Origin of the sequence: Chelativorans sp. YIM 93263 (assembly GCF_028767125.1) — a bacterium.
Lineage (GTDB): Bacteria > Pseudomonadota > Alphaproteobacteria > Rhizobiales > Rhizobiaceae > Chelativorans.
On the sequence record NZ_JAKCWP010000001.1, the window covers coordinates 538,883 to 552,904 of the forward strand.

The 14,022-nt window shown below is 63.3% G+C and carries 10 protein-coding genes; 5 read left to right on the forward strand and 5 right to left on the reverse strand.

Annotated features, from left to right (window positions below):
* Positions 1–45 precede the first annotated feature (45 nt).
* Complete coding sequence (gene mutS / locus LY631_RS02655) at positions 46–2,700, reverse strand: DNA mismatch repair protein MutS (RefSeq protein WP_274423883.1); 2,655 nt, start codon at positions 2,698–2,700, stop codon at positions 46–48.
* A 193-nt stretch (positions 2,701–2,893) separates the two neighbouring features.
* Here mutS and LY631_RS02660 point away from each other — a divergent pair, with 193 nt between their 5' ends.
* On the forward strand, positions 2,894–5,182 hold the full coding sequence (locus tag LY631_RS02660) for an NADP-dependent malic enzyme (RefSeq protein ID WP_274423558.1): 2,289 nt from the start codon (positions 2,894–2,896) through the stop codon (positions 5,180–5,182).
* Positions 5,183–5,256: 74 nt separating this feature from the next.
* On the opposite strand, the gene LY631_RS02665 is transcribed toward LY631_RS02660, so the two are convergent.
* The 4 genes from LY631_RS02665 to LY631_RS02680 all read right to left on the reverse strand — a co-directional run bounded on the left by LY631_RS02665 (position 5,257) and on the right by LY631_RS02680 (position 8,657).
* On the reverse strand, positions 5,257–5,814 hold the full coding sequence (locus LY631_RS02665) for a thioredoxin family protein (RefSeq protein WP_274423559.1): 558 nt from the start codon (positions 5,812–5,814) through the stop codon (positions 5,257–5,259).
* 33 nt (positions 5,815–5,847) lie between these two features.
* Positions 5,848–6,525 carry a ribulose-phosphate 3-epimerase gene (gene rpe, locus LY631_RS02670; RefSeq protein WP_274423560.1) on the reverse strand — a complete coding sequence of 226 codons (678 nt, stop codon included), beginning with the start codon at positions 6,523–6,525 and terminating at the stop codon, positions 5,848–5,850.
* 75 nt (positions 6,526–6,600) lie between these two features.
* Positions 6,601–7,296 (reverse strand): GntR family transcriptional regulator, encoded by a 696-nt coding sequence (locus LY631_RS02675; RefSeq protein ID WP_274423561.1) that lies wholly within the window; start codon positions 7,294–7,296, stop codon positions 6,601–6,603.
* The gene (locus LY631_RS02680) at positions 7,293–8,657 is read right to left on the reverse strand and encodes a formimidoylglutamate deiminase (RefSeq protein WP_274423562.1); all 1,365 of its coding nucleotides are present in this window, start codon (positions 8,655–8,657) and stop codon (positions 7,293–7,295) included. Before LY631_RS02680 ends, LY631_RS02675 begins: the two co-directional genes overlap by 4 nt.
* Before the next feature lie 84 nt (positions 8,658–8,741).
* Here LY631_RS02680 and hutI point away from each other — a divergent pair, with 84 nt between their 5' ends.
* Genes hutI through hutU form a run of 4 tightly spaced genes read left to right on the forward strand, consistent with a single transcriptional unit; the run spans position 8,742 to position 13,999 of the window.
* Positions 8,742–9,950, forward strand: a complete 1,209-nt coding sequence (hutI, locus tag LY631_RS02685; RefSeq protein WP_274423563.1) for an imidazolonepropionase — start codon at positions 8,742–8,744, stop codon at positions 9,948–9,950.
* 31 nt (positions 9,951–9,981) lie between these two features.
* A complete protein-coding gene (gene hutH / locus LY631_RS02690) occupies positions 9,982–11,523 on the forward strand; it encodes a histidine ammonia-lyase (RefSeq protein ID WP_274423564.1) in 1,542 nt (513 codons plus the stop codon).
* Positions 11,520–12,329, forward strand: coding sequence for an N-formylglutamate deformylase (gene hutG / locus LY631_RS02695; RefSeq protein ID WP_274423565.1), 810 nt, complete (start codon positions 11,520–11,522; stop codon positions 12,327–12,329). The genes hutH and hutG overlap by 4 nt, the downstream gene beginning before the upstream one ends.
* Entirely contained in the window at positions 12,326–13,999 is a 1,674-nt protein-coding gene (gene hutU / locus LY631_RS02700; RefSeq protein WP_274423566.1) for a urocanate hydratase, read from the forward strand. The genes hutG and hutU overlap by 4 nt, the downstream gene beginning before the upstream one ends.
* Positions 14,000–14,022: the final 23 nt, after the last annotated feature.

The following is a 14,022-nucleotide window of genomic DNA, read 5'->3' on the forward strand; positions in this document are numbered from 1 at the left end:
CTATAGCGCTTTTGCGCTGCTTGCGAAACGGTCACAAGCGCTGCTTCAAGAGGCATCGGGGCCGGCCAGTTCCTTCAGCCGGTAGAGCGCCTCCAGTGCTTCCCGCGGCGTCATGTTGTCCGGGTTCAGATCGTGAAGCGTCTCGGTGAGGCGGTCGGACGGTTTCGGCTTCGGCGGTTCATGCCGCACCATCGCGTTGAAAAGCGGCAGATCGTCGACGATGCGCGCTGTATTGCCGCCGGTCTCGCCCTCCTCCAGCCTGTGAAGCACTTCGCGGGCGCGCTCCACCACGGCCGCCGGAAGGCCGGCAAGCCGCGCCACCTGAACGCCATAGGACCGGTCGGCCGCACCCCGCCCGATCTCGTGCAGGAAGATGACCTCGCCCTCGAATTCCTTCACGCGCATGGTGACGTTGACAAGGCGCGAAAGCGTTTCGGAAAGCGCGGTCATTTCATGGAAATGGGTGGCGAAGAGCGCACGGCAGCGGTTTCTCTCGTGCAGATACTCGACTGCTGCCCAGGCGATCGAAAGGCCGTCGAAAGTGGCCGTGCCACGGCCGATCTCGTCCAGGATCACAAGCGCGCGCTCTCCCGCCTGGTTCAGGATTGCGGCGGTCTCGACCATCTCGACCATAAAGGTCGAGCGTCCGCGCGCCAGATCGTCGGATGCGCCGACGCGGGAGAAAAGCCGGTCGACTACGCCGATGCGCGCCTGGCTCGCCGGCACGAAAGAACCCATCTGCGCGAGCACCGCAATAAGCGCGTTCTGACGCAGGAAGGTGGACTTGCCGCCCATGTTGGGCCCGGTCAGCAGCCAGATCGCGCCTGATTTTTCGCCTGAGGCGGGCGAAAGATCGCAATCATTGGCCACGAACGGCTCTTCGAGCTGCCGCCGGAGCGCCTGCTCCACCACCGGGTGGCGGCCGCCTTCCACGTGGAAATCCAGGCTGTCGTCCACCACGGGCCGGCAATAGGCTTCCTTTTCCGCCAACTCGGCCAGCGCGGCGGACACGTCGAGCACGGCCAGCGCCCGAGCGCTGGCCCGGAGCGCCTCCGAGGCGGCGACGACCTCGCCGACCAGACGCTCGAACGCGGCAAGCTCTATGGCGAGTGCGCGCTCCGCGGCATTGGCGATCTCGGTTTCCAGATCGGCCAGTTCGGTCGTGGTGAAGCGCATCGCGTTTGCCATGGTCTGACGGTGGATGAAGCGCGCTCTCACCTCGTCGGAGCCAGTCAGAATCTGGCTGTGGTTGCTGGTGACTTCGATATAGTAGCCCAGCACATTGTTGTGACGGATTTTCAGCGAGCGGATGCCGGTTTCCTCAATGAGGTCACGTTCCATCCCGGCGATAATGCGCCGCGATTCGTCACGCAGAGCACGCATCTCGTCCAGCCGCGTATCATAGCCCGCGCGCAGGAAACCGCCATCGCGCTTGAGAAGCGGCAGGTCGTCGGCAAGCGCCTTCTCCAGATGCGCGGTCAAGTCTGTCGGCAGTGCCTGAAGATGCGACACGCCCTCGACAAGCTCTACCGGGAGTTCTTTTGCTCGCAGGAGTTCCGCCACGTCCGCCGCCGCCTTCAGCCCGGCTGACAACGAGCCAAGGTCGCGCGGACCGCCGCGGTTGAGTGCCAGGCGCGACAACGCCCGTGCAATATCGGGCACGCTCTTCAAGAGTGCGCGCAGACCCTCGCGCAATTCGGGCTCGTCGATGAAGAAAGAAACCGAATCCAACCTTTGGCCGATAGCCTTCGGATTGGTAAGCGGCGACATGAGCCGTTCGGCCAGGAGGCGCCCGCCCGCGCCGGTGACAGTCCGGTCGACCGCCTTGAGGAGACTGCCCTCGCGGCTTCCGGAAAGTGTTCGCGTCAACTCCAGATTGGCGCGCGTGGCGGGATCGATGAAAAGCGAGGTTCCTTCCTCGTCGCGCTCCGGCCTCTCGAGCGGTGGACGCTCCGCCTTCTGGGTCTTTTCCACATAGGCCACGGCGCCGGAAATGGCGGACAACTCGGCGCGGGAGAAGCGGCCGAAGCCGTCGAGCGTTGCCACGCGGTAGAAACGCGAGAGCCGCGCCGAGGCGCTGGTGGAATCGAAAAAGCTCGGTGGCTGCGGATTGGCGATACGCCCCAGCGCGTCGAAGACGGGACGCAGCGTCGCGTCATGATAGACCGGCTCGGAGACAATCAGTTCACGCGGATCGATCCGCAGGATATCTGCGAGCAACCGGTCCGGCGCGCTCGCCGCCACGCGGAACTGGCCGGTGGAGATATCGATCCAGGCCAGCGCGAGCTGCTCTTCGCTCCCTTTTACGCGGCCGAGCGCCATCAGATAATTCGCCTCGGAGGGGTCGAGCAGCTTTTCCTCGGTAATCGTGCCGGGGGTCACCAGCCTTGTAACATCCCGCCGGACGACGGCTTTGTGACCGCGCTTTCTCGCCTCTGCCGGATCCTCCATCTGTTCGCAGACGGCGACGCGGTGGCCGAGTCCAATCAGCCGCTGCAGGTAATCGTCGGCGGCGTGGACCGGCACACCGCACATGGGTATGTCGTCGCCCTGGTGCTTTCCCCGTTTTGTCAGCGTAATGCCGAGCGCGCGGCTGGCGACCTCCGCGTCATCGAAAAACAGTTCATAAAAATCGCCCATGCGGTAAAACAGAAGGCAGTCCGCATTGGCGGCCTTGACCTCGATATACTGCTGCATCATCGGCGTTGCGCCTTTGGCCGCAACGGGCGCGGCGCCAGCCTGATCCGGTCGAATCGGCGTTTCGTCGTTCAAGGACATTCCTTTGAAAACGCGGTTTTGCCTCAAGTGACCATTTACCTACTGCAAATGTAGCCTTATTCACACGCATTCGGCAAAACTCCACAGGAAGCCGATCGGGAGTGCGGGGAAAACAATGGCAGATATCGACAGTAACGATGAACGCGACCCGTCCGTCAGCCCACAGGAAGCACTGGATTTCCACGCCATGGGCCGGCCCGGCAAGCTGGAGATCAACCCGACCAAGCCCATGGCCACACAGCGGGATCTGTCGCTGGCCTATTCGCCGGGCGTGGCGGTTCCTGTCCAGGCGATTGCCGACGATCCCGATCGCGCCTTTGACTATACCACGCGCGGCAACCTGGTGGCGGTGGTCTCCAACGGTTCGGCCATTCTCGGCCTGGGCAATCTCGGTGCGCTGGCCTCCAAACCGGTGATGGAGGGCAAGGCGGTGCTTTTCAAGCGTTTCGCCGATGTGGATTCGATCGATCTCGAAGTCGATACCGAAGACGCCGACGAATTCGTCAATTGCGTGCGGCTTCTCGGACCATCCTTCGGCGGCGTCAATCTGGAGGACATCAAGGCGCCGGAGTGCTTCGTCATCGAAAGCCGCCTGCGCGAGGCGATGGACATTCCGGTTTTTCACGACGACCAGCACGGCACGGCGATTATTGCCATTGCGGGCCTCATCAACGCCCTGAACCTGACCGGCCGCGAGATGAAGACGGCGAAGCTCGTCTGCAATGGCGCCGGGGCTGCCGGCATTGCCTGTATCGAGCTTGCAAAATCCCTCGGTTTCGCACCGGAAAACGTCCTCCTGTGCGACACCAAGGGCGTGGTCTACAAGGGCCGCACCGAGGGTATGAACCAGTGGAAGTCGGCCCATGCTGTGGAAACGGACAAGCGCACCCTGGCTGAAGCACTGGATGGCGCCGACATTTTCTTCGGCCTGTCCGCCAAGGGTGCGCTGACATCCGCCATGGTCCAATCCATGGCCAAGAATCCGATCATCTTCGCCATGGCCAATCCGGATCCCGAAATCACACCCGAAGAGGTGGCGGAGATTCGTACGGACGCCATTATGGCGACCGGGCGGTCCGATTATCCGAACCAGGTCAACAATGTCCTCGGCTTTCCCTACATTTTCCGTGGCGCGCTCGACGTTCGCGCCACCACCATCAATGACGAGATGAAAGTGGCCGCGGCGGAAGCGCTGGCAGCGCTCGCGCGTCAGGATGTGCCCGACGACGTTGCCGCCGCCTATCAGGGGAATCGCCCGAAATACGGCCCCAACTACATCATTCCCGTCCCCTTCGACCCGCGGCTGATCACGGCTGTCCCCCCGGCGGTCGCCAAGGCCGCAATGGATACCGGTGTGGCGCGCCGGCCCATCCCGAACATGGAGCGCTATGTCAACGAGCTTTCTGCCCGGCGCGATCCGCTCGCTCCCACGCTCCAGCGCATACACGACCGTGTGCGGCGTCAGCCGAAGCGCATCGTCTTCGCCGAAGGCGAGGAAGAACAGGTGATGCGCGCCGCCGTCTCCTACGTGAACCAGAAGCTTGGCACCGCAATTCTGCTTGGCCGCGAGAACCGGATCCAGGAGACGGCGTTGAACGCCGGCGTCGATCTCTCGCGCCCCGGTATCGAAATCATCAATGCGCGGCTTTCGCGCCGCAACGGCATCTATGCCGATTATCTTTACGAACGCCTCCAGCGCAAAGGCTACCTCTTCCGCGATTGCCAACGCCTCATCAACAATGACCGTAATCATTTCGCCGCCTGCATGGTCGCGTTGGGAGACGCCGATGGCGTGGTGACCGGTGTGACGCGCAACTACTCGACGGTGCTCGACGATGTGCGCCGCGTTATTGATGCGCGGCCCGGACACCGGGTTATCGGCGTTTCCATTGCGCTGTGCCGCGGGCGTACGGTGCTCGTTGCCGACACAGCCGTGCATGATATGCCGAATGCCGAGGAACTGGCCGATATCGCCGAGGAAGCTGCTGGCATGGCGCGGCGGATGGGCTATGAGCCGCGCGTGGCGATGCTGGCCTATTCGACCTTCGGCCACCCGCCGGGCGAGCGCTCGGAGCGCGTGCAGGAAGCCGTGAAGAAGATGCTCGACAAGCGCCGCGTGGACTTCGAGTATGATGGCGAAATGGCCGCCGATGTGGCGCTCAACCCGCGCCTGATGCGGCAATATCCCTTTTGCCGGCTCTCAGGCCCGGCGAACGTGCTGATCATGCCGGCCTTCCACTCCGCCTCGATCTCCACCAAGATGCTGCAGGAACTGGGCGGCTCAACCGTCATCGGACCGCTTTTGGTAGGGCTCAACAAGCCGGTGCAGATCGTCCCGCTCAACGCCAAGGATTCCGACATCGTCAACATGGCGGCCATCGCCGCCTACAGTGCAGGGCAGTAACGCCGCATTGCCATTTTATTCCCGTATTCAGCTGTGCGGCCCGCGAAAAGGCCACCGAAACGAGAGGCTTTGCCTCAGGCAACATCTTTCCATTTGATAGAACATCCCATCGAGGGAATCTGTTCTTCTGGTCCCTTTCCGGTTTCGGCCACCTGAACCATGGCCTCGTAAAGATCACGCCGCAAATCGGGTGGTGCTGCCTCGACGCGCGCTGCATCCAGCCGACCGCGATATTGCAGCTTCAAGTCACCATTGAAGCCGAAGAAGTCCGGTGTGCAAACGGCATCATAGGCTCGCGCGACGCGCTGGTCTTCGTCGTAGAGGTAGGGAAAGGTGAAATCGTGCTCACGCGCGAACGCGACCATTTTGTCGAAGGAATCCTCGGGATGGGTGGTCGCATCATTGGCGTTAATGGCGACGAAACCGATCCCCTTTTCCCTGAGGTCGTTGGCGTCGCGCACGATACGGTCGATCGTAGCCTTCACATAAGGGCAGTGATTGCAGATGAAGACCACCACCAGCCCGTTCTGGCCGGCCTGGTCGAAAATGCTATGGCTTTTGCCGTCGGTGCCGGGGAGGCTCGCGTCAACCGCCGGCCATCCGAATTCACAGACGGGTGGAACTGCTGCCATTTTTGCCTCCGTTCTGTCTCCGCACGCCGCGCTTCAGACGGGCGACGCCCCCGCCTTTTTTAACGCGGCGATGTTTTCGCGATAGGCGGCCTCGCCGCTGCCTTTGAAAACAGCCGAACCCGCCACCAGCACATTGGCGCCGGCTTCCACCACCGCGCCTGCGGTTTCCGGTGAGATGCCGCCATCCACCTCGATATCGATCGGCCGGTCTCCTACCATCGCGCGGACACGGCGTATCTTCTCCAACATCGCGGGGATGAAGCCCTGCCCGCCGAAGCCGGGATTAACGGTCATGATAAGAATGAGATCGATATCGTCCAGCACATATTCAATGGCGCTTTCGGGTGTCGAGGGATTGAGTGACACTCCCGCCTTCTTGCCGAGCCTGCGGATCGTCTGAAGCGAGCGGTGGAGATGCGGTCCGGCCTCGGCATGCACCGTGATGATGTCGCTGCCGGCCTCCGCAAAAGCCTGGAGGTAGGGATCGGCGGGTGCGATCATCAAATGACAATCGAAAACCTTGTCCGTGCGGTTGCGAATGGCTTTCACCACCGCTGGACCGAAGGTAATGTTCGGCACGAAATGCCCGTCCATCACGTCGAGATGGATCCAGTCCGCGCCCGCCGCCGCGATGGCTTCCACCTCTTCGCCCAGGCGCGAAAAGTCGGAGGAGAGAATGGAGGGGGCGATCAGCGTTTTACGAGCGGTCATCGGCGGCTTTCCCGGCAGAATTCAATCTGGCTTGCCCTACCGCCTCGCGCTCGCGATGTCGAGACTGGGAGAATCCTAAAGACTTGTCACCATGCGGTGCGACGAGGGATGCACCATGCGCACAAGCGTGATGGGCTGCCCGCGCAGCCACGTGATGCGCTCTCCGACAAAGACCGGCGCGCCCTCGCTCAATTGCAACAAGGCAGCCTCGTCTGCATTGGCGGCGGCGGCCAGAAAGGTGAACTCGGCATCGGTGAAGGGCGCGTGTTTTACCAGCCACTCATTCGGGCTCATGCTTTCGAACTCGGCCTCCCGCGCCGACGGCACGGCATCCAGATTGATCCAGCGGTCCTCGAATTGATATGGCGCGCGGTCGGCGAGATGGAGGCAGCGCACATTGATGAGGGTTGCGCGGCCGCCAAGCCCGAGCCGCGCGCGAATAATCTCGGGCGGCCCCACCTCCTCCCGACTCAAGAGGCGATACTGGTAAACGGCTCCCTTCGCCTCGATTTCCTGACGCACCAGCGGAATGACGAAACGCGCCTCGCGAACCGGGTGAAGCGCTACGCGCGTGCCGGCCCGGCGGCGGCGCTCCAGAAGGCCGGCGCGCGCCAGCTCCTGAAGGGCGCGATTGACCGTTGCGCGCGCCGCGCCGAACTCGCGCGCCAGCGTCTCCTCGCCGGGAATGAGCGTGCCCGGCAGCCAGCGCCGCTCGGCAATGCGCCGCGCCATCTCGTCGCGAATGGTCCTGAAGGAGGTGCGCTCGCTCATAACCGCTCGGTCAGTCTGGTGACCGTCGCACGGTAGCGCTCGGCGATGGTTTCACGCGCAACATGCCGCCCGTCGCGCACCGCGTGGCGTCCCGCGGACCACAGATCCGTGACCGCCTCGTTTCCGCCGGCGAAGATCCAGCCGTCCAGAATGGTGTCACCGGAGGACACACCCGCAAACCGGACCGGGTCCGCCGCCACCACATCCGCCCATTTGCCGGGCTCCAGCGCGCCGGAATCGCGGCCCAACGCCTGTGCGCCTGCCTGAAGTGCGGCGTCGTAAAGCGCGCGCCCGCAGGATTGCCCGCCATCTGCCAGAACGGCGCGGGCGCGGTGCTTCAGCCGTTGCGAATATTCGAGCTGGCGCAGCTCCTCGGAAACCGAAATGCGGACATTGGAATCGCTTCCCACCCCAAAGCGGCCGCCGGCCTGGCGGTATGCCGGTCCGTTGAAAATGCCGTCGCCCAGGTTGCCTTCCGTAATCGGGCAAAGGCCGGCAACAGCGCGCGATTTGGCGAGGTCTTCCGTCTCGATCGCGTTCATATGCGTCGCGTGGATGAGGCACCAGCGGCTGTCGACGTCCACCTCCCTCAGGAGATACTCGACGGGGCGAGCGCCGAACGCCGCCACCACATCTTCCACTTCGGGCTCCTGCTCGGCGATGTGAATGTGGAACGGGGTGTCTGACTGCAGCGCCACGGCAGCTTTTATGTCCTCGATCGCTGCACCTCGCAGGGAATGTGCCGCCGCCCCCAGCACAGCATCAGCCGGAAGCTGCCGCATGTGCGTCTCCGCGCCAGCGAGCAGCTTCTCAAACGCCTCGACATCGTTGCCGAAGCGCATCTGGCCGCCTGCAAGCGCACGCCTGTCCACCCCGCCGTAGCGGTAAAGCACCGGCAGCAGGGTAAGGCCGATCCGGGTCTCTCCGGCGGCATTCACGATGCGCGCGGAAAGCTCGGCCAGGTTGGCATAAGACGTCCCGCCGGGCTGGTGATGCAGATAGTGGAACTCCGCCACGGCACAAAAGCCGGCCTCCTGCATTTCCATAAAGGCAAAGGCGGCGATAGCCTCGATGTCTTCGGGCGAGAGCTGGTCCAAGAAGTGATACATGACCTCGCGCCATGTCCAGAAGCTGTCCTGGCCCTTCGTGCCGCGACGTTCTGCAAGACCGGCCATGGCGCGCTGGAAAGTGTGGCTGTGCAGGTTTGAAACGGCCGGCAAAAGCACCGGAACCCGCGAGGCTGCTCCAGGTTGGCTGTCTGGCGTGACGGAAGCGATTCGCCCGCTATCGTCGATCGTCAGGCGGACATTCTCCCGCCAGCCTTGGGGCGTCAGAGCGGTGTTGGCGAAAATCTCTTGCATCGGATTGCCGTCCTGCTTAGAACTCGATTTTGTATAGACATATTATTGTAAAGTCTAGACAAAGCGGAAAGGTGCCCACAGGCGATGAAGCGCACGCTCCTTACCAATGCACGGCTTGCCACCATGATCCGGGGAAAGGAACCCTACGGGTTGATCGAGGACGGCGCCGTCGCCATCGACGGGGAGCGGATCGCCTGGACCGGGCCGCGCGCGGAACTGCCCGGCGAATGGGCGAATGCGGAAAGCCAGGACCTTGAAGGCCGGCTCGTCACGCCGGCCCTGACCGACTGCCACACGCACATCGTCTATGGCGGCAACCGCGCGCGCGAGTTCGAAATGCGGCTCGAAGGCGCCAGCTATGAGGAGATCGCCCGCGCCGGCGGCGGCATCGTATCGACGGTGAGCGCGACCCGCGCAATGGACGAGGACGCGCTTGTGGTCGACGCCCTGCCGCGCCTCGATGCGATGATTGCCGAGGGTGTCGCAACGGTGGAGGTGAAGTCCGGCTACGGGCTTTCATTAGCCGACGAACTGAAGATGCTGCGCGCCGCCCGGCGGCTTGCCGAACTGCGCCCGGTACGCATCAAGACAAGCTATCTCGCGGCCCATGCGGTGCCGCCCGAATACAAAGGCCGGGCGGACGACTATATCGAGGACATCGTCCTGCCGGGGATGGAAGCAGCATATGAGGCAGGGCTTGCCGATGCGGTGGACGGCTTTTGCGAAGGCATCGCCTTTTCGCCCGAGCAGATGAAGCGCGTTTTCGAAAAGGCGCGGGATCTCGGCCTGCCCGTAAAACTCCACGCGGAGCAGCTTTCCAATCTGGGCGGTGCGAAACTCGCGGCCGGCTTCGGGGCACTCTCGGCCGATCATCTGGAATATCTGGATGAGGAGGGCGTGGCCGCCATGGCCGGAGCCGGCACAGTTGCTGTCCTGTTGCCCGGCGCATTCTACACGCTGCGCGAGACGCAGCTTCCGCCCGTCGAGGCGCTGCGTAAAGCGGGTGTGCCGATGGCGGTCGCGACCGACTGCAATCCCGGTTCCTCGCCGCTCGCCTCCCTGCTTCTTTCCGTGAACATGGTCTGCACGCTCTTTCGCCTCACGCCGGAGGAGGCGCTGGCCGGGGTCACGCGCGAAGCCGCCCGTGCACTCGGATTGCAAGGTGAGATCGGCACCATAGAGGCGGGCAAACGCGCCGAGCTTGCGGTCTGGGATGTCGAACATCCGGCGGAATTCGCCTATCGCATCGGCTTCAATCCGCTCCACCGCCTCATTCGCGGAGATGCCGTATGACCCCCTCACGAGCGAACGGAGCGGCAGCGCGATGACACTCACCCTCATGCCCGGATCAGTCCCAATCCACACGCTGGAGCGAATCTGGCGCGAGAAGGAGGCAGTCCGTCTCGACCCTTCATGCCATTCGGCCATCGAGGCTTCCGCCAGGCGCATACAGGAGATTGCCGGCGGGGAGACCGCGCTTTATGGCGTCAATACCGGTTTCGGCAAGCTTGCCAATGTGCGCATTCCCGCCGACGACGTGACCGCGCTGCAGCGCAACCTTATTCTCTCCCATTGCTGCGGCATGGGCGAGCCGCTCAATGAGGGCGTCGTGCGGCTCGTGATGGCCTTGAAGCTGATGTCGCTGGGGCGCGGGGCCTCCGGTGTGCGGTTGGATGTCATTCGTCTGCTGGAGGGAATGCTTGAGAAGGGCGTGACCCCCGTCATTCCGGAAAAGGGCTCCGTCGGCGCGTCCGGTGATCTTGCGCCGCTTGCCCACATGGCCGCGGCGATGATCGGGGAAGGTGAAGCATCATTAGCCGGCGAAATATTGCCGGCTAATGATGCCCTGCGACGGGCTGGTCTCCAGCCGGTGGTCCTTCAAGCGAAGGAGGGGCTGGCGCTCATCAACGGCACGCAGGTCTCGACTGCCTTGGCACTCGCCGGTCTGTTTCGCACCCATCGCGCCGCGCGCTCTGCAGTCATCACCGGTGCGCTATCGACCGATGCGGCGATGGGATCCTCCGCGCCCTTTCATCCTGAAATCCACACGCTGCGGGGTCACCAAGGACAGATCGACACGGCAGCCGCACTCTGGAAGCTGCTTGACGGCTCGCAGATTCGCGAAAGCCATCGCGAGGGTGACGAGCGCGTTCAGGACCCCTATTGCATTCGCTGCCAGCCCCAGGTGGATGGCGCCTGTCTCGACATTCTGCGCCAGGCCGCGCGCACGCTGGAAATTGAGGCCAATGCCGTGACGGACAATCCGCTCATCCTGTCCGACGGGCAGGTGGTCTCGGGCGGCAATTTCCATGCTGAGCCGGTCGCGCTTGCGGCCGACCAGATCGCCCTTGCGGTGTGCGAGATCGGCGCGATTGCGCAAAGGCGGATTGCACTTTTGGTCGATCCGGCGCTCTCCTTCGGCCTGCCGGCGTTTCTCGCGAAGAAGCCGGGCATCAATTCCGGGCTGATGATCGCCGAGGTGACCTCTGCCGCGCTCATGTCCGAAAACAAGCAGATGGCGCATCCGGCATCCGTCGATTCCACACCGACGTCGGCCAATCAGGAAGACCATGTTTCCATGGCCTGCCACGGAGCGCGGCGGCTTCTTGCCATGACGGAAAATCTCTTCGGTATTATCGGCATCGAGGCGTTGACGGCGGCGCAGGGGATCGATCTGCGCGCACCGTTGAAGACCAGCGATGAGCTTCAGAAAGCTCATGCGGCGATCCGCGCGGCGGTGCCGGAGTTGGAGGTCGACCGCTACATGGCGGACGATCTGGAAGCTTCCACCGAATTGGTGCGTTCGGGCCGGCTAAATGCATCCGTTGCGAGCGGAATCCTGCCGGAACTAAGGAGCGGACAGTGAATCCAGTCGAAGTCGTACAGGGCACGTCGCCCGTCATTCTCGGCCTGCCGCACACGGGCACGTATGTTCCCGACGAGATAGCCGCGCGGCTGAACGATGAGGCCTGTAAGCTGCGCGACACGGATTGGCATGTTCACGAACTCTACCAACACCTGCTACCGAACGCGACGACGGTGCGCGCCACCTTTCATCGATACGTAATCGACGCCAACCGAGATCCTTCCGGTAGGAGTCTTTATCCCGGCCAGAACACGACCGGTCTCGTGCCCACCACCGATTTCGACAACCAGCCGCTCTGGAGGGACGGTGCGGGACCGGATGACCGCGATGTCGCCAAGCGGATTGCGGCCTTCCACCGACCCTATCACGAGGCTTTGGCGGCGGAGATTGAGCGCGTGAATGCGCTGCATGGCGTGGTCGTGCTCTATGACTGCCACTCCATCCGCTCCCATTGCCCGTTCCTGTTCGAAGGGCGGCTGCCCGACTTCAATATTGGTACGGACAATGGCCGCACCTGCGTCCCGGATGTCGAGCAGGCAATAGCCGGGATCTGCGCGGCTGCGGAAGGTTATACGAGCGTTGTCAACGGCCGCTTCCGCGGCGGCTGGACGACCCGGCACTATGGCCGCCCGGATGAAGGCGTCCACGCCATCCAGATGGAGCTTGCGCAGGCAACGCATCTCGAGAGCGAAGCCCTGCCTTTCGCCTATGACGCGGCGAAGGCCGAGCGCCTGAGGGTGCATCTGCGGGCCATACTGGAGCGGCTCGAAGAGATCGCGCTTTCCATGAAAGGGGAGAAGGAATGACCAATCCGCGCCATAACATCCGCGAAGTGAAAGCGCCGCACGGCACAGAGCTGAACGCCAAGAGCTGGCTGACCGAAGCGCCGCTCCGCATGCTGATGAACAATCTGGACGCGGAAGTCGCGGAGAACCCGAACGAGCTCGTGGTCTATGGTGGCATTGGGCGTGCCGCCCGCACCTGGGACGACTTCGACCGCATCGTCGCGACGCTCAAAACGCTGGAGGAGGACGAAACGCTGCTCGTCCAGTCCGGAAAGCCCGTCGGTGTTTTCCGTACACATGCCGATGCCCCCCGCGTCCTGATCGCCAACTCCAATCTCGTGCCGCACTGGGCCAATTGGGAGCATTTCAACAAGCTCGATCGCGCCGGACTGATGATGTACGGGCAGATGACCGCAGGCTCGTGGATCTATATCGGTTCGCAAGGCATCGTGCAGGGCACTTACGAGACCTTCGCCGAGGCCGGACGCCAGCATTACGATGGCGATCTCAAGGGCCGCTGGATTTTGACCGCCGGGCTGGGCGGCATGGGCGGCGCGCAGCCGCTGGCCGCAAACCTGGCCGGCGCCTGTTGCCTCGCCATCGAATGTGATGAGAGCCGCATCGATTTCCGCCTGCGCACCCGCTATCTCGATGAGAAAGCGACCAGTCTTGATGAAGCGCTCGCCATGATCGAACGCTGGACCGAGGCCGGAGAGGCGAAATCCGTCGGCCTTCTCGGAAATGCGGCGGAGATCGTGCCGGAGATGCGCCGGCGCGGCGTGAAGCCCGACATCGTGACGGACCAGACTTCCGCCCACGATCCGGTGAATGGCTATCTGCCCAAGGGCTGGTCGGTGGCCGAATGGCGGGAGAAGCGCGAGAGCGATCCGCAGGCGGTGGAGAAGGCCGCCCGCGCCTCCATGCGCGAACATGTGGAAGCCATGGTCGCCTTCTGGAATGACGGCGTGCCGACGGTCGACTACGGCAACAATATCCGTCAGGTTGCCAAGGAAGAGGGACTTGAAAACGCCTTCGCTTTCCCGGGATTCGTGCCGGCCTATATCCGCCCGCTCTTTTGCCGCGGGGTCGGTCCCTTCCGTTGGGCTGCCCTTTCCGGCGACCCTGAGGACATCTATCGCACCGATGAGAAGGTGAAGGAGCTTCTGCCCGACAACGAGCACCTGCACCGCTGGCTCGACATGGCGCGCGAGCGCATCTCGTTTCAGGGGCTGCCGGCGCGCATCTGCTGGGTTGGTCTCGGCGACAGGCACCGCCTCGGCATGGCCTTCAACGAGATGGTCGCCAATGGCGAATTGAAAGCGCCGGTCGTCATCGGCCGCGACCATCTGGATTCCGGTTCGGTCGCCTCGCCTAATCGCGAAACGGAAGCCATGAAGGACGGGTCGGATGCTGTTTCCGACTGGCCGCTCTTGAATGCGCTCCTGAACACCGCCTCTGGCGCCACCTGGGTTTCGCTGCACCATGGCGGCGGGGTTGGCATGGGCTTTTCCCAGCACGCCGGGGTCGTCATCTGCGCCGACGGAACGGAGGCGGCGGCGAAGCGTCTTGAGCGGGTCCTTTGGAATGACCCGGCAACCGGCGTCATGCGCCATGCAGACGCTGGCTATGAAGAAGCTCTCGACTGGGCCAAGAAAAAAGGATTGCGCCTGCCCGCGATTCTCGGAAACTAGCTGGAAGAAAAGAAGGGGAACGA

What these genes read in the sequence shown, in the direction of transcription:
- rpe (WP_274423560.1), bottom strand. Translation starts at nt 6,525, where the DNA reads ATGACCGCTCGTAAAACGCTGATCGCCCCCTCCATTCTCTCCTCCGAC.
- hutH (WP_274423564.1), top strand. Translation starts at nt 9,982, where the DNA reads ATGACACTCACCCTCATGCCCGGATCAGTCCCAATCCACACGCTGGAG.
- LY631_RS02665 (WP_274423559.1), bottom strand. Translation starts at nt 5,814, where the DNA reads ATGGCAGCAGTTCCACCCGTCTGTGAATTCGGATGGCCGGCGGTTGAC.
- LY631_RS02680 (WP_274423562.1), bottom strand. Translation starts at nt 8,657, where the DNA reads ATGCAAGAGATTTTCGCCAACACCGCTCTGACGCCCCAAGGCTGGCGG.
- hutU (WP_274423566.1), top strand. Translation starts at nt 12,326, where the DNA reads ATGACCAATCCGCGCCATAACATCCGCGAAGTGAAAGCGCCGCACGGC.
- mutS (WP_274423883.1), bottom strand. Translation starts at nt 2,700, where the DNA reads ATGATGCAGCAGTATATCGAGGTCAAGGCCGCCAATGCGGACTGCCTT.
- hutI (WP_274423563.1), top strand. Translation starts at nt 8,742, where the DNA reads ATGAAGCGCACGCTCCTTACCAATGCACGGCTTGCCACCATGATCCGG.
- LY631_RS02660 (WP_274423558.1), top strand. Translation starts at nt 2,894, where the DNA reads ATGGCAGATATCGACAGTAACGATGAACGCGACCCGTCCGTCAGCCCA.
- LY631_RS02675 (WP_274423561.1), bottom strand. Translation starts at nt 7,296, where the DNA reads ATGAGCGAGCGCACCTCCTTCAGGACCATTCGCGACGAGATGGCGCGG.